The organism is Sphingomonas sp. P4_G2 (assembly GCF_056401155.1).
In genome coordinates this window covers 708,038-722,810 of sequence record NZ_JBFUJY010000001.1, presented here as the reverse complement: position 1 = coordinate 722,810, position 14,773 = coordinate 708,038, and the positions used below count along the sequence as shown (strand labels likewise).

Here is a 14,773-nt window from a genome sequence, read left to right as displayed (position 1 = left end):
TCCCCTCCCGCAAGCGGGAGGGGTCGGGGGAGGGCATGTCGCCTACTCGATATTATCGAAACACGCCCTCCCCTAGCCCCTCCCGTAAACGGGAGGGGAAGTAGGTGACCGCCCCCGCTATCCATCTCTGGCGCCTGCTCAAATGGGGCCGGATCCTCGCGCGCCACGGAGCGCTCAAGGGCATCGAACGCGACCCCAAAACGCCCGCCAGCGTCCGCCGGTTGGTTCGCGTCGCGCGGTTTGGCGCGCGGGTGCCCGCGGTGCCGCGCTATGCCGATGCTTTCCAGGCGATCGGCCCCGCCGCGATCAAGCTCGGCCAGACGCTGGCGACTCGCCCCGATCTGGTCGGCGAGGAAGCCGCGCACGACCTGATGCGCTTGCAGGACGCGCTGCCGCCGCTCCCTTATGCGACGATCAAGGCGGCGATCGAACGCGGGCTGGGCCGTCCGGTCGACGAGGTGTTCGCCTCGATCGACGAGACTCCGGTCGGTGCCGCCTCAATCGCGCAGGTGCATCGCGCGGTCACGCCCGATGGTCGCCAGGTCGCGGTCAAGGTGCTGCGTCCGGGCGTCGAGGACGAGTTCGCGCGGGCGATCGACACCTATCAATGGGCAGCCGCGCAGGCCGAGGGGTTGGGCGGTGAACTCGCTCGCCTGCGCCCGCGCCTCGTCATCGAAACATTCAAGCGCTGGACCTTGCGCGAACTCGACTTGCGGCGCGAAGCCGCCTCCGCATCCGAACTCGCCGAGTCGATGCGCGCCGAGCCCGATTATCAGGTCCCGGCGATCGACTGGCAGCGCACGACGGGCAGCGTGCTGACGCTCGAATGGATCGACGGGATCAAGCTGACCAACCGCGAGGCGCTGATCGCCGCCGGGCACGATCCGAGCAAACTCGCCGGCATCCTGGTCAATGCCTTTCTGCGCCAGGCGATTTCGGAAGGATTCTTCCACGCCGACATGCACCAGGGAAATCTGTTCGCGACTCCCCAGGGCCATATCGCCGCGATCGATTTCGGCATCATGGGGCGGATCGACCGGCGCGCGCGGGTCTGGCTGGCGGAAATCCTCTACGGACTGATCACCGGCAATTATCAACGCGTCGCGGAAATCCATTTCGAAGCCGGATACGTCCCGCCGCATCACAATGTCGGCGAATTCGCCACTGCCCTGCGCGCGGTCGGCGAACCGATGCGCGGACTGCCGGTCAAGGACATGTCGGTCGGGATGATGCTCGACGGCCTGTTCCGCATCACCCGCGATTTCGACATGCAGACCCAGCCGCATCTGCTGCTGCTGCAGAAGACGATGGTGATGGTCGAGGGCGTCGCCACCAGCCTCGATCCCGAGATCAACATGTGGGACACCGCCGCACCGTTCATCCGCGAATGGATCCGGACCGAATTGGGCCCCGAAGCAGCGATCGGCGACCGGCTGATCACCGATCTGCGCACGCTGATGCGGCTGCCCGAGTTGATCCGCAATATCGAGGCGCGCTTCCCCTCGCCCGGCGGCGCGCCGCCTGCCCCGCCGTTGCGCGAGATCGAGGTCGTCCGGCTCGGCGGCGGCTGGCGCTATGTCGCGGTCGCGGTGCTGAGCGCCGCAGTCTCGGTAGCGGCGACGTGGTGGTTCCTCCACGGATGACGCTCTGGCTGGCCGAACCGTCGCGCTTCGCCGGCCTGTCGAAAGGCAAGGCCCGGCTCGCGCTCGCCGGGCTCGTCCTGCTGCTGCTCGCGACGCTGACCGCGCTCACCGTGCCCGGCCCGCCGCCAGTCAGCGGCGATTCAGCCAAGCGCGGCGACGATCAGGCCGACATCGTCCTCTACGAAGCGATCGTCGACGGCGTCCGCCATGGCGGCAATTATTACGCGGTCGCGGCGCAGGAGCTGCGGCGCGGCGATTATCCCTTGCGCCCGTTCATCACCTTTCGCCTGCCAACGCTGGCGATGGTTCAGGCGCAGATGCCGCATTGGGCGGTGGTCGGTCTGCTTTGGGCGCTCGCCGCGGGCGTCATGGTGGCGTGGTTCAACCGCCTGCGGCCCGCCTTCGCACGGCCACCACCCTTGTTCATTGCGATGGTGCTGCTCGCGGGCGGGATGGGTGCATTCATCCAGGCCGACCTTGCCGCGTTCCATGAGGTCTGGGCCGGCCTGCTGATTGCGCTCAGTCTTGCGCTGCGCCGACCTGGCCATTGGGTCGCGGCGGTCGGGATCGGCGCGATCGCGCTGCTGATCCGCGAAACCAGCGCGCTCTATGTCGGGATCATGGTCGTGCTCGCCTGGCTCGAAGGTGACCGGCGCGAGGCGTTGGGATGGGCCGGTGGGCTCGGATTGCTGGCGATCGCAGTCGCCGCGCACGCTCATGCCGTCGCGCAAGTGGTGACGCCGATCGACCCCGCCTCGCCCGGCTGGGCGGGCATGCTCGGGTTCGGTTTCTTCGTCGAGGCACTGACCTTGTCGACCGCGCTTCGCCTCGCGCCGATGTGGCTGGCGGCATTGCTGATGGGGTTCACCTTGTTCGGCTGGGCAGCATGGCGCGACCTCGCCGGGATTCGCGCTTTGGCGACCTTCACTGCCTATGCCGCGCTGATCGGCCTGTTCGGGCGGGTCGACACCTTCTATTGGGGACTGATGGTGGCGCCCGCGATCCTGATCGGCCTGGCCTTCGCGCCTGACGGGCTGAAGGACTTGGTCGTCGCTGCCTTCCCCAAGCGTCGCAAGATCACGGTCACGAGGCTCACTCCATGAAGCGCATCCTGTTGATCGTCGGCGGCGGCATCGCGGCCTACAAGGCTTGCGAGCTGATCCGGCTAGCCAAGAAGGCCGGGATCGGCGTCAAATGCGTGCTGACCGCGGGCGGCGCGCATTTCGTCACCCCGATGACACTCGCCGCTTTGTCCGAGGAACAGGTCTATACCACCCTGTGGGACCTCAAGGACGAGACCGAGATGGGGCATATCCAGCTCAGCCGCGAGGCCGATCTGATCGTCGTCGCGCCCGCTACTGCCGATCTGATGGCCAAGATGGCCGCGGGGATTGCCGACGATCTCGCCACTACCTTGCTGCTGGCAACCGACAAGCCGGTGCTCGCCGCGCCGGCGATGAACTGGCGGATGTGGACGCACCCGGCGACGAAACGCAACGTTGCGACCCTGCGCGGCGACGGGGTGACGGTGATGGAGCCCGACGAGGGCCCGATGGCGTGCGGCGAATTCGGCCCCGGCCGCCTGCCCGAACCGCCGGCTATTTTGGCGGCGATTCAAGACAAATTGGGGCGGTGAGTCCTGCCCTGCCCTCACCCTTCCCACCCGGCTGCGCCGGGCGGGCCCCTTCCCTCTCCCGTCGGGAGAGGGAGGGAGCGCCGAAGGCGCGGAAGGGTGGGGGCAGTTAGGTGCTGAATGGCAAGCACATCATCGTCACCGCCGGCCCGACCCACGAGCCGATCGACCCGGTGCGCTACATCGCCAATCGCTCGTCGGGGAAACAGGGCTTCGCGATCGCCGGCGCGCTGGCGGCGCTCGGCGCCCGAGTGACGTTGGTTGCCGGGCCAGTGACGTTGCCCACACCTCCGGACGTCGACCGTATCGACGTCAAAACCGCGCTCGAGATGAGTGAAGCGGTCGATGCCGCCCTCCCCGCCGATGCCGCGGTGATGGTCGCGGCGGTCGCCGATTGGCGAGTCGTGGCCTCGCCCCAGAAGATCAAGAAAGGCGCGAGCGGCCCGCCCGTCCTCCACTTGGTCGAAAACCCCGACATCCTCGCGACGCTTGCCCGCAGCCCACGCCGCCCTCGCTTGGTCATCGGCTTTGCCGCCGAGACCGAGCATGTGGTCGAGCACGCCCGCGCCAAGCTGGCCAGGAAAGGCGCTGATTGGATCGTCGCCAACGACGTGTCGGGCGACGTGATGGGCGGCGACGCCAACACCGTGCACATCGTCTCGACCGACGGCGTCGAGAGCTGGGACAAGCTGCCCAAGGGCGATGTAGCCGCGCGCCTCGCGGATCGGATCGCGGCCGCGCTCGATTAAAGCGTCAGCGCCATGAACACCGTGCCCGGCGGCGTCGGTGCGTAATAGGGCTCGATCCGTTCGAAGCCGAGCCCTTCGTACAAGGCGATCGCACTCATCATCGACGGCAATGTATCGAGCCTGAGTTCGCGATAGCCGCGATCGCGCGCCGCCGCGATGATCGCCTCGGCCAGAGCCCGGCCCAGCCCCATGCCGCGCGCTGCGGGGACCAGAAACAGCCGCTTCATCTCGCAAACGCGCTCGTCGTGCGGGCGCAAAGCAATACAGCCGAGCGATGCCCCGGCCTGGTCGCGCGCGAGCAGCAGCGCGCCTCGTGGCTCAGCATATTTGCCCGGCAACCCCGCCAGCTCGGTGGCGAAATCCTGATAGCCGAGATCGACCGGTAGCGAGGCGGCATAGCCTTGAAACAAGGCCGAAACGGACTGCACGTCCGCCGCGGTAATGGCGACATCTATCTGGAAGCGTTCGGTCATGGGCTCATTGTGGCGTCACCTGCGCAATGCTTGCAACTCCCCTTTCCCCATCGCGGTCGAGGCTCCTACAACGCGACCATGATCTTGATTCGGCCGCACCGGATCGAGACCCGTCGCAAAGGTGACCAAGACCAGATGACCGCCCCCATTCGTATCGCCGTCAAGCGCCTGCCCCATGGCGGCGATCTGCCCCTTCCCGCTTATGCCACAGCCGGTGCCGCCGGGATGGACGTGGTCGCGGCCGAATCCCTGACGCTCGCACCCGGCGCCCGCCACGCGGTCGCGACCGGCTTCGCGATCGCCATCCCGGAAGGCTATGAGGTTCAGGTCCGCCCGCGGTCGGGTCTCGCCCTCAAACACGGTGTCACTTGCCTCAACACCCCTGGTACGATCGATCATGACTATCGCGGCGAAGTGAAAGTCATCCTCGCCAACCTGGGCGATCAGCCGTTCGATATTGGCCGCGGCGACCGGATTGCCCAGCTCGTCCCCGCCCCGGTTCAGCGCGCGACGCTCGACGAAGTGGCCGATCTCGACGACACTGATCGAGGTAGTGGCGGTTTCGGCTCTACTGGTCGATAATCGGCGAATGATGTTCGGATTCTTTCTGCTCTTCCAGGCGGCCGTTGCCACGGTCGTCCCGACGGCTGTCCCCAGCGACTGGTCGAAACTGCCCGACCTCCGGCTGACGACCACGCCCGATTATGCGGCGATCATGACCAAGTTCGTCCATGACGAGATCGCAGCGGGCCGCTGTGCCGCGCCCGCCCCGATCGATGGCAAGACCAGCATCAAGGTCGATATGGTCGTGCTCGTCTCGTCGGTCAGTGGCGAGGCGGTGAAGATCGTGCCCAGGGCGATCAATTGCCCGACCGTCGAGCAATTCGCCGCGGGCGTCATCCAAAAGGCAGCGCGCGGCAACATCGCCGGCCCGCCGCCCGCTGCCGACAGCTGGTACCATACCGGCGTCACCCTTACATGGGGGCCGTGAGCCTCTCCACGACCACCCTTTCCGATACCGACCTCTCACGGTTCGCCCGGCATATCGTCTTGAAGGAAATCGGCGGCGGCGGACAGCTGGCCTTGCGCCGCGCCCATGCCGTAGTGGTCGGTGCGGGCGGGATCGGGTCCCCAGCGCTGCAATATCTCGTCGGGGCCGGGATCGGGCGGATCACGATCGTCGATGACGATGCGGTCGACCTCTCCAATCTCCAGCGCCAGACGCTGTTCGGCACCGCCGATATCGACGCGGCCAAGGCGGATGCCGCAGCCGCCGCGCTCGCCAGGCTGGATTCCGATGTGACGATCGACCGCCACCGCGTGCGGATCGATTCGGCCAATGTGCGCGAGATCCTGGCCGGGGCCGATGTCGTGCTCGACGGCACCGACAATTTCGCGACGCGCCTGACGGTCGCAGACGCCGCACTGGCGCTGCGGATTCCGCTCGTCTCGGCGGCGGTCAGCCAGTTCGAGGGCCAGCTCGGCGTCTATCGCGGCTGGGAAAGCGACAAGCCCTGTTATCGCTGTTTCGTCGGGCATGACCCCGAGCGCGAGGGCGTCAGCTGCGCCGATGTCGGCGTGCTCGGCGCAATGGCGGGCGTGATGGGCAGCCTGGCCGCGCTCGAGGTCATCCGCGCGATCGTGCCGTTCGGCGAGGACACCGCCGGTACCTTGCTGCTCGCCGATGGCCTGTCGCTGCGCTTCCGCACGATCCGCTTGCCCAAAGACCCGGGTTGCCCGGGGTGCGTCGGGGCGGCGTAACCTAAAGCGTATCGATAAACTTCCGCACCGCCGGACCGATTTCCGGGCGATCGAGCGCCAACGCGATATTCGCCTGGATATAGCCGGCCTTGTCGCCGCAATCGAAGCGGCGCCCGCCGAACTTATAGGCATGAAAGGGCTGGCCGCCGATCATCTGTGCCATCGCGTCGGTCAGCTGGATCTCGCCGCCCGCGCCTTTCCCCTGCGTCTCCAGCACCCGCATCACTTCGGGCTGCAGGATATAACGGCCCGGGATCATAAGGTTCGATGGCGCGGTCCCGAGCGTGGGCTTTTCGACCAATGCGGTCACTTCGACCAGATTGCCGTCGTGCCGCCCCGGCGAGATGATGCCGTAGCGATCGGTCTCTTCCGGCGGGACTTCAAAGCCGCAGACCAGATTGCCGCCGACCCGATTATAGGCGTCGACCATCTGCTTCATGCAGCCGGGCTGGCCGACCATCAGCTCGTCGGCGAGGAAGATCGCGAACGGCTCGTCACCGACGATGTCGCGCGCGCACCACACGGCATGGCCGAGGCCCATTGGCTCCTGCTGGCGGACATAGGCGACGGCGCCGGGCTTAAGACGCGTTTGATGCAGTATTTCCAGCGACTTGCCGCGGTTCGACATCGTCGTTTCGAGTTCGTAGGCGATGTCGAAATGGTCCTCGATCGCCGATTTGCCGCGGCCAGTGACGAAGATCATCTGCTCGATCCCCGCCTCCAGCGCTTCGTCGACCGCATATTGGATCAGCGGGCGGTCGACGATCGGCAGCATCTCCTTGGGCAGCGCCTTGGTCGCGGGCAGGAATCGGGTACCGAGCCCCCCGACGGGGAACACGGCCTTGCGCAGCGGCTTGATCGACATTCAATTCTCCTGGCGGGCGCGCATAGGGCTCCGCGCCGTCCGCGGAAAGCCCCGTTCGACCATCCGGCGCGCGACTCGGCCAATCCGGGCGGCTGGGCTGATCAACAGATAAAGCGGCCGCGCGGCACGCGGCAGCGGTAGCGCCAAGGCGTCGGCCGTCGACACCCAGCTGCTCCAGGCAGCGTTGGCGAGGTAGGCGGGGCTCGATTTGAGCAATAATGCCGATACATGCCCGACCGCCATATAGCGCCGCGGCACCCTATGCTGTTCGGCTAACTCGTCGGCACCGCGCATCAGCGCGTCGGATAAAGCGGCGAGCCAGCGGACGCGGCGCGATCGGCCGACATCGTCGGGCACGGCCGTCCCGAACAGGCGGTTCGCCTGTAATAGCGCAAGATCCATCGCCCTCATCACGCCGTCGCGCTTCGCCCGGGCACGCAAGGCCGCTACCGCCGCTTCATCCCTTGCCGCCAGCAGCGCGTTGAAATCCGCGAGCCATTTGAGTCGCGACCAGCCGTGCCGCGCACCGTGGACCGCGAGATAGACCATTAACGGCTCATCGCCGAGCGTTGGCAGCCGATGGTTGCCGACCGTAACGATCCGCAAGTCTCGTATCAGATCGGGCTCGGCCAGCAGCCCCTCGACCGAGGTCATGCGCCAATGAAGGTCGATCATCGCCTTGTTGCCCGACCGGACCAGGGTGCATTCCTTGACCAGGTCGATCAGCACCGACAGCCGCTTCCCATCGAGCGGCACTGCCGGATCGGTAACGCGATAGCCCATAGGCTCGAGCAGCTTGATCGTCGCCGCGACCTGACCTGGGTCGACCAGTAAATCGTTATCCAGCGTCTGCTTCACCGTCTGGTCGCCATAGGCCAGTTGGGCGAGCGTCGCGCCTTTGAGAAACGCTGCGGGGATGTCGGCCTCCGCCAGCATCGCGGCGATCCGCGCGGCCTCGTCGAGCAGCAACAGGTTGCGCGCGGTCTGGCGGCGGTGCGCCGCGACAAGCCCGGACGGAACATCGATCGCCGCCGCCTCCAGCCCGATCCGCGCGAACCCCCGCACGCGATGGCGCCGCGCCAGCGCCGCGAAACGGGGCCAATCGATCGCGATCTGGGCAGCCTTGCGGATAGCAATCGTGTCAGTCGGCCAGCGGCAGCATGCCGCAAGCAGCAGGAATTCGGCGGAGGCCCCGCCGCCGCTCACGTCGCGAGGAACCAGCGGTGCCCCGCTTCGATCCCGATCGCGGTCAGCGTTCCGCTGGCATAGGCGCCGGTATCGATGCCGATGCGGTTGTGCCTTTCCTCGACCGCCGGGCTGATCGAATGGCCGTGGACGACGATTGTCCCATGACTGCCCTCGAAATCGAGGAAGCGTTCGCGGATCCAGCGCAGATCCTCGACCTTCTGGCGATCGAGCGGCACGCCCGGGCGGAGGCCGGCATGGACGAAGCAATAGCCGCCGACCACCAAAGTATCAGTCATGCGGTTGAGGAACATGGCATGCGCGTCCGGCACGCGCCTGGCGAAGTCCTCACACAAGGACAATGTATCGCCCGAGTCGATCAGCGACTGGGAAACCCCATAGCTCGCCATCGTCTCGGCACCGCCGATCCGCGTCCAGAACCGCGCCGCCTCCAGATTGCCGCCGAGCGTCAGCAGGAACACTTCCTCATGATTGCCCTTCAGGAACACCGGCCGCCGCGTGCCCCAGTCGCGCGTCAACACATGGTCGATCACTTGTTTCGATTGCGGTCCGCGATCGACCAGGTCGCCGAGCAGGATGATCCGCGTCTCCGCCGCGCCGCGTGCCGCATCGTCGCGATCGATCGCGTCGAGCAAGTGCGTCAACAAATCGAGTCGACCGTGCACGTCGCCGATTGCATAGAGCCGCTCGCCCGGTGGCACGTGCGCGCCGTTGGACGAGGCCGCCTCGCCACCAGCACCCCCGCCGCCGAACAAAGACTTCAACCGCCGGGCGATCATGACGCGTATCGCCCGGCAAAACAGATAACCCGGATATCCATTCTTGCAGATAGGCACCGCGCTCGCCTGCGATCAAGCAAGCATTGGCGAGGCAGCATCGCCAAGCGGGCATGTCGGCTGTTTACCGCGCGCTTATCCCCCTATAGCGGTGCGACCGGGCGAGACGGCCAAATCATCGAAGGGGCGATAGTGCGGCAATTCTACAGGTTATGCCTTGGCGGCCCGCAACAGGCTCGCGAATGACCCTGCCCGCTGCCGTCCGGCCCGTCCGGATGATGATCGCCAGCGAGTTCATTCACGGCTCGACCGCACGCGGCCTGGTCGGGGGGTTCCGTGCGCTGGGCTGGGACGTTGCCGAGGTCGACCTGCTCCATTTCGTGGTGCGCGGCCGTGGCCGGCTGGCACGCGGCGCCGCGCGGCTGTTGTGGAAGAACTCGATCGCCGAATATAACGCCGAGATCCTGCGGGTCGCCGAGCTCAACAAGGTCGAGCTCCTGCTGACCATCAAGGGCGTCAACATCGCGCGATCGACGGTCGAGCGCTTGCGCGCGAACGGCACGCGCGTCGTCGTCTTCTATCCCGATGTGCTGTTCGATCATGCCGGCGTCGACGAGGCGGTGCTGGCCGCGACCGACCTCATCGTCACCTCCAAGAGTTACCATGCGCCGTATCTCGATCAACTGGTCGGGCCGGCACGGCATGCGTTCGTCCATCACGGCTATTGCCCCAGCGCGCATTCGCGCCGCCACGCGCCGGGCGCGATTCCCTATCGCTGGGATATCGGCTTCATCGGCAATGCCTCGCCGCACAAGGCCGCACATCTGTCCGCGGTCGCGCACGCCTTCCCTGATCAGCGTTTCGTCGTCGTCGGCAACGGCTGGACCGATCTTGCCAAGGGAACGCCGCTGGCTCGCTTTGTCATGGGCGCTCCGCTCACCGGCGATTATTTCGCCCGCGCGATCGAGGAAACGCGGATCAACCTCGCGATCCACCATGGCGAGGTCGGGCCGGACAAATGGCAGGACCTCACGTCAACCAGGACATTCGAGATCCCCGCCGCCGGCGGGTTCATGCTCCATGTCGATAACGACGAGGTGCGGGCGCTCTACGAACCCGGACGGGAGATCGATGTGTTCACCGGCGAGGAGCAGTTGATCGAGCGGATTGGGCACTACCTCGCGAACGAAGCCGAGCGCGCGACCATTGCGGAAGCCGGTCATGCCCGTTGCGTACCCGCTTATTCGCTGGAAACACGGGCGGAAGAGATTGCAGCGCTGCTGAGGGAACGGGGATTGCTCGACGAAGTTCGCTGAGCGATACCGCCCGCATTCGACCTAATTCTACAGGACTTCAAATCGACGGCACCTTCGGGCGATTGCGCGCCGGCGTTACCGCATTGACCCCCTCGGATCGACCCGCCTAGGACGGCGTGGACAAACGCATTGGCGGAAACGACTCTATTCATGTTGGCAAAGCTGTTCGGAGATTTCAGGGGCATCGCCCGCGTTGCCGGCATTGGCACCGCGCTGCGCTGGCTGGCCTGCGTCGTCGTGACGCTGCCGAGCGCGCTGAAGACTCGCAACCTGCTGGCGGCCGATCGCTTGATGGGCACCGGGCCATTTCGCGTGCACCACGCCATCGGCGACGCGCTCCTGACCGGCGACAGCGCGTTCAGCGGGTTGCGCGAAATATGGGTTCGCGACGTTTATGCCGGCGGCGACTTCCTGCGTGTGCCTGACCACGGCACCGTCGTTGATCTTGGCGCCAATATGGGCAATTTCTCCGCCCAGGCGCTTGCCGCCAATCCGACCGCGCGGTTGATCGCGATCGAACCCAGCGCGCCGCTCGGCGCCAAATGGGCGGCGACGATGGCGGCCAACGGCTTCCAGGATCGCGCGCAATTGTGCCGGGCGTTCATCGGCATCTTCACCGACAAGCAGCGTCGCGACTTCGAGAACGACCCCGCTTATGGCGATGCGCCGACGATCAACGAAGACGAATTCCTGCGGCGATACGCGATCGCTCATATCGACTTCCTCAAATGCGATATCGAAGGCAGCGAGTTCTTCATGACAGAACGCGGCAGCCGCTTGCTCGACATCACCGATCGCGTCGCCATTGAGCTTCACGATTTCGGCGGCGATCCGCAGCATTTCCTCGACACGCTCAAGGCAAAAGGCTTTGCCGACCTGCAGGTCGATTGGTATGGCCGCGAATGCATCGCACGCGCCGCGCGCGCGGCGTCACTGCGAATGGCAGCCTGATCATGGCGACCCTCGCCATCTCACGATATGCGCCCAAGGCCGAGCGGCGCCAACCCAGGTCGTCGATGATCGCCGATCTGGAGCCGACCTATCGCGAAGTTCTGTTTTCCGCGCTTATCGCTTTGTGGTTCGCGATCGGCTCAGGCGCGCTCGCCGGTTCGGAAGATTGGATCAATACGATCGGGCTGATCGGCTTTTCGATCATGCTAGCCTGGGCCGGCTATCGCCAAATGAAGCTCAACGTCGCCTCGCTCTGGACGCCTTTGCTGTGGTACAGAGTGGCGCTATTGAGCTATTACGGCATCGGCTCGCTAGTGCCGATCTGGACCAACGCCGATACACAGGAGTTGATGAAGGGGTTCTACAGCTACTTTTCCTACGAAATTGTTAAACTAAACTTAGTCATTACGTTATTCAATTTCGTATTTATCGCCGCGACCAAGATATTATTCATAGCTATTAACAATAGATCTATAACTAATATCTTCCACAACAGAAAGTTTATTAGCACATCCAATTTCAGTATGATTGCATTCGGGTCGATGTGCCTGATTGTTGGTTCCGCTGTTAACTATCTGATCATTTTCCCGCAGATCGTTGGATGGATTAATCTTAGTCTTTTCAGTACCCTAGCGAACTTATCTGTCCTTTCGTGGCTCGGATATTTCATGGTGATTTTCTGGGGGCTTGAGAATAAGCGGCGCGAATTCATCATCTGGCCGATCGCTCTTGCACTCGGAGAGTGCGTGATCGGATTCTTCGCGATGAGCAAGTCAGTCATGCTCATGCCGCTGGTCATGGTCAGCATTGCGTTCATCTATCATCGTCGCAGCCTGCTCCGTATCTCACTTCTAGCCGGATCCTTTGTGACTTTGTTCATGTTTCTTTCTCCGATCATCACTCACGTAAGAGATATGAACGGTAAATATTACGATAGCGCCGTCCAGGCTAAAGATATTCCGGGTCTATATCTCTCCTATTTCACTACGGGTCGTGAGAGCGATCAATTTGCCGAGGTCGAAACGGGCTGGATGCGACTGAGTTTCGTCAATGCCGGCACTTTCGTGATCAATCAGTACGATCACGGCATGCCCGGAAACTCTTACCGCTACTGGTCTATCGTCTGGATCCCGCGAATAATCTATCCGACAAAACCAATCATCACCGATGTCGGCAGAGAATTATCCTATGCCGCCAACGGCAACTATAATTCGTCCTCCAGCGCGGGCATTGCGGCGGAGGCATATTGGAATGGTGGCTGGGTATTGTCGATGGGCATCGCGATATTCTTGGCGCTGGTCTTTGGTCTTTGGACGATCTATTCTTATGAGGTCATCCAACGCAAAGCCTGGCACCTGTTCTTTATCGTTTTGATCGGGATGAGAATGGCCCTCCGCGTCGATGGCGCTTTCGTATCCGACATTTTGGGCCCCATAGCGCTGGTGATCCTGGCGCACATCGCCCTGGAGTTGATGAACCGATTCCTTCCGCAGGCGCTGGCTGGCGTGATGCGTCGACCTTCCGCACAGCCCTAAGCTTCCATCATGTGCGGCTTGGCCGGTTTCTTTGCACATGCCGCACACGGCGCGCCCATCGGTCGCGCTACGCTGATCGCGATGCGCGACAGGATGGCGGCCCGCGGCCCCGATGGTGTCGGCCTTTGGATCGCGCCCGATGGCCGCGCCGGCTTCGGTCATCGTCGGCTGTCGATCATCGATCTCAGCGAAACCGGCGCGCAACCAATGCCGACTCCGGATGGCCGGTATACGATCGCCTATAATGGCGAGATCTATAATTACCGCGCGCTCCGCGCCGAGTTGATCGAGCAGGGCGCCACTTTTGCCGGCGACTCCGACACCGAGGTCGTGCTCCACCTCTACGCCCGATATGGTGCGGGCATGCTGGAAAAGCTGCGCGGGATGTTCGCGCTGGCAATCTGGGATGCCCATGCCCGGACGATGTTTCTGGCGCGCGATCCGCTCGGCATCAAACCGCTTTATTACGCCGACAGCGCCGGGACGTTGCGATTCGCATCGCAAGTCAAAGGACTGCTGGTCGATCCCGCCATCTCCCGCGATCCTTCCCCCGCAGGCCTGGCGGGTTTCCACCTTACCGGGTCGGTGCCTGAACCGTTCACGTCCTATCGCGCGATCCGCGCACTGCCTGCCGGACACTGGCTGACCTGCACCGAGGAGGGACCGGGCGCCCCAGCGCGTTACGCCAATGTCGCTGCCACCCTCGCCGACGCGCGTGGGCGAGTGATCAGCGATAACGATATTCGCGCGGCGTTGCGCGACAGCGTTCGCCATCATCTCGTCGCCGATGTGGAAGTCGGCGCCTTCCTGTCCGGCGGGGTCGATTCAGGCGCGTTGATCGGGCTGATGCGCGATTGCGGCCAGCAACGGATCCGTGCCTGCACGCTCACTTATCGCGAGTTCGCCGGGACTGCCGACGACGAAATGCCCGGCGCGGTCGATATGGCGCGACGTTATGGCGTCGACCACCATGTCCGATCCGTCACCGCCGCCGAATTCGCCGAGGATCTGGATACGATCTTCAATGCGATGGACCAGCCGAGCATCGACGGCATCAACACCTGGTTCGTCAGCAAGGCCTGCCGCGAAATGGGGTTGAAAGTCGCGTTGTCAGGACTGGGCGGCGACGAGTTGCTGGCGGGCTACTCGACGTTCCGGTCGGTCCCTCGAATGTTCCACCGCGCCGGGCCGCTAACCAGGATACCCGGAGCGGCAAAGGCCGCCAGAATGCTGATCCGAACCTTCGCGCCGCGGCTTGCTCGCCGCAACCCGAAGGCGCTGGGTGTGCTCGATCATGCAGGGACCTGGGCCGGCGCCTATCTGTTACGCCGCGCGGTGCTACTTCCCTTCGAACTCGACGACGCGATGGACCCGGACATGGCGCGCGAGGGTCTGGCCGAACTCGATCTGCTCGGTCTGTTCGCCGACAGCCTCCAGCCCGATCCTGGCTCCGACAATGGCCGGGTCGGTGCGCTCGAAACGTGCAATTACATGCGCAACCAATTGCTGCGCGACAGCGATTGGGCGAGCATGGCGCATTCGGTCGAAATCCGCGTGCCGCTGGTAGATTTCACGCTGCTCGAGACGATCGCCCCGCGCATCGCTTCGCTCAGGCCGGGCGAAGGCAAGATCCTGCTCGCCAATGCACCCGTCATTCCGGTCCCGGCCGAGGTCGTCGCGCGTCCGAAGACCGGCTTCGGCATTCCGGTGGGCGACTGGCTGCGCGGCGATGTCGAGCATCGCGAGGACCGCCGCACCTCGCGCCGCTGGGCGCACGTGGTCGAAGCGCGCTACGCGGGATCGGTCGACGCGCTGCCGACGGCCTGAACGGTGGCGCTGACGTCCGCGAACGGCTAGGCGATCAG

The 14,773-nt window shown here is 64.5% G+C and carries 13 protein-coding genes and 1 pseudogene; 10 read left to right on the top strand and 4 right to left on the bottom strand.

Annotation, left to right across the window (positions count from 1 at the left end; genetic code table 11):
• Window positions 1-104: 104 nt before the first annotated feature.
• From ubiB to AC1DRD_RS03225, 3 genes and pseudogenes are all read left to right on the top strand, one after another.
• Entirely contained in the window at window positions 105-1,643 is a 1,539-nt protein-coding gene (gene ubiB, locus AC1DRD_RS03235; protein ID WP_478040259.1) for a 2-polyprenylphenol 6-hydroxylase, read from the top strand.
• Window positions 1,622-2,746: a hypothetical protein gene (locus AC1DRD_RS03230; RefSeq protein ID WP_478040257.1), complete on the top strand. Its 1,125-nt coding sequence runs from the start codon at window positions 1,622-1,624 to the stop codon at window positions 2,744-2,746. The genes ubiB and AC1DRD_RS03230 overlap by 22 nt, the downstream gene beginning before the upstream one ends.
• A pseudogene (locus tag AC1DRD_RS03225) lies at window positions 2,743-4,025 on the top strand (bifunctional phosphopantothenoylcysteine decarboxylase/phosphopantothenate synthase). The gene AC1DRD_RS03230 and the pseudogene AC1DRD_RS03225 overlap by 4 nt, the downstream one beginning before the upstream one ends.
• Here AC1DRD_RS03225 and AC1DRD_RS03220 read toward each other — a convergent pair.
• Entirely contained in the window at window positions 4,022-4,498 is a 477-nt protein-coding gene (locus tag AC1DRD_RS03220) for a GNAT family N-acetyltransferase (protein WP_478040255.1), read from the bottom strand. The pseudogene AC1DRD_RS03225 and the gene AC1DRD_RS03220 overlap by 4 nt on opposite strands.
• 135 nt (window positions 4,499-4,633) lie before the next feature.
• Here AC1DRD_RS03220 and dut point away from each other — a divergent pair, with 135 nt between their 5' ends.
• Genes dut through AC1DRD_RS03205 form a run of 3 tightly spaced genes read left to right on the top strand, consistent with a single transcriptional unit; the run spans window position 4,634 to window position 6,259 of the window.
• Window positions 4,634-5,080, top strand: coding sequence for a dUTP diphosphatase (gene dut / locus AC1DRD_RS03215; RefSeq protein WP_478040253.1), 447 nt, complete (start codon window positions 4,634-4,636; stop codon window positions 5,078-5,080).
• A gap of 10 nt (window positions 5,081-5,090) precedes the next feature.
• On the top strand, window positions 5,091-5,489 hold the full coding sequence (locus AC1DRD_RS03210; RefSeq protein ID WP_478028019.1) for a hypothetical protein: 399 nt from the start codon (window positions 5,091-5,093) through the stop codon (window positions 5,487-5,489).
• Window positions 5,486-6,259 (top strand): HesA/MoeB/ThiF family protein, encoded by a 774-nt coding sequence (locus AC1DRD_RS03205; RefSeq protein ID WP_478040251.1) that lies wholly within the window; start codon window positions 5,486-5,488, stop codon window positions 6,257-6,259. The genes AC1DRD_RS03210 and AC1DRD_RS03205 overlap by 4 nt, the downstream gene beginning before the upstream one ends.
• Window position 6,260: 1 nt before the next feature.
• On the opposite strand, the gene galU is transcribed toward AC1DRD_RS03205, so the two are convergent.
• The 3 genes from galU to AC1DRD_RS03190 are packed head-to-tail and all read right to left on the bottom strand — an operon-like array spanning window position 6,261 to window position 9,109.
• Window positions 6,261-7,124, bottom strand: coding sequence for a UTP--glucose-1-phosphate uridylyltransferase GalU (gene galU, locus AC1DRD_RS03200; RefSeq protein ID WP_478040249.1), 864 nt, complete (start codon window positions 7,122-7,124; stop codon window positions 6,261-6,263).
• Window positions 7,125-8,330 carry a nucleotidyltransferase domain-containing protein gene (locus AC1DRD_RS03195; protein WP_478040247.1) on the bottom strand — a complete coding sequence of 402 codons (1,206 nt, stop codon included), beginning with the start codon at window positions 8,328-8,330 and terminating at the stop codon, window positions 7,125-7,127.
• On the bottom strand, window positions 8,327-9,109 hold the full coding sequence (locus AC1DRD_RS03190; protein WP_478040245.1) for a metallophosphoesterase family protein: 783 nt from the start codon (window positions 9,107-9,109) through the stop codon (window positions 8,327-8,329). Before AC1DRD_RS03190 ends, AC1DRD_RS03195 begins: the two co-directional genes overlap by 4 nt.
• Window positions 9,110-9,348: 239 nt before the next feature.
• Here AC1DRD_RS03190 and AC1DRD_RS03185 point away from each other — a divergent pair, with 239 nt between their 5' ends.
• The 4 genes from AC1DRD_RS03185 (at window position 9,349) to asnB (ending at window position 14,735) form a co-directional block, all read left to right on the top strand.
• The gene (locus AC1DRD_RS03185) at window positions 9,349-10,422 is read left to right on the top strand and encodes a CgeB family protein (RefSeq protein ID WP_478028011.1); all 1,074 of its coding nucleotides are present in this window, start codon (window positions 9,349-9,351) and stop codon (window positions 10,420-10,422) included.
• Between the two features lie 150 nt (window positions 10,423-10,572).
• A complete protein-coding gene (locus AC1DRD_RS03180; RefSeq protein ID WP_478040243.1) occupies window positions 10,573-11,373 on the top strand; it encodes an FkbM family methyltransferase in 801 nt (266 codons plus the stop codon).
• On the top strand, window positions 11,325-12,908 hold the full coding sequence (locus AC1DRD_RS03175; protein ID WP_478028008.1) for a hypothetical protein: 1,584 nt from the start codon (window positions 11,325-11,327) through the stop codon (window positions 12,906-12,908). The genes AC1DRD_RS03180 and AC1DRD_RS03175 overlap by 49 nt, the downstream gene beginning before the upstream one ends.
• A gap of 9 nt (window positions 12,909-12,917) precedes the next feature.
• On the top strand, window positions 12,918-14,735 hold the full coding sequence (gene asnB / locus AC1DRD_RS03170; protein WP_478028007.1) for an asparagine synthase (glutamine-hydrolyzing): 1,818 nt from the start codon (window positions 12,918-12,920) through the stop codon (window positions 14,733-14,735).
• Window positions 14,736-14,773 lie beyond the last annotated feature (38 nt).

What these genes read in the sequence shown, in the direction of transcription:
- AC1DRD_RS03220 (WP_478040255.1), bottom strand. Translation starts at nt 4,498, where the DNA reads ATGACCGAACGCTTCCAGATAGATGTCGCCATTACCGCGGCGGACGTG.
- dut (WP_478040253.1), top strand. Translation starts at nt 4,634, where the DNA reads ATGACCGCCCCCATTCGTATCGCCGTCAAGCGCCTGCCCCATGGCGGC.
- AC1DRD_RS03210 (WP_478028019.1), top strand. Translation starts at nt 5,091, where the DNA reads ATGTTCGGATTCTTTCTGCTCTTCCAGGCGGCCGTTGCCACGGTCGTC.
- galU (WP_478040249.1), bottom strand. Translation starts at nt 7,124, where the DNA reads ATGTCGATCAAGCCGCTGCGCAAGGCCGTGTTCCCCGTCGGGGGGCTC.
- AC1DRD_RS03190 (WP_478040245.1), bottom strand. Translation starts at nt 9,109, where the DNA reads ATGATCGCCCGGCGGTTGAAGTCTTTGTTCGGCGGCGGGGGTGCTGGT.
- AC1DRD_RS03185 (WP_478028011.1), top strand. Translation starts at nt 9,349, where the DNA reads ATGACCCTGCCCGCTGCCGTCCGGCCCGTCCGGATGATGATCGCCAGC.
- AC1DRD_RS03180 (WP_478040243.1), top strand. Translation starts at nt 10,573, where the DNA reads ATGTTGGCAAAGCTGTTCGGAGATTTCAGGGGCATCGCCCGCGTTGCC.
- AC1DRD_RS03175 (WP_478028008.1), top strand. Translation starts at nt 11,325, where the DNA reads ATGCATCGCACGCGCCGCGCGCGCGGCGTCACTGCGAATGGCAGCCTG.
- asnB (WP_478028007.1), top strand. Translation starts at nt 12,918, where the DNA reads ATGTGCGGCTTGGCCGGTTTCTTTGCACATGCCGCACACGGCGCGCCC.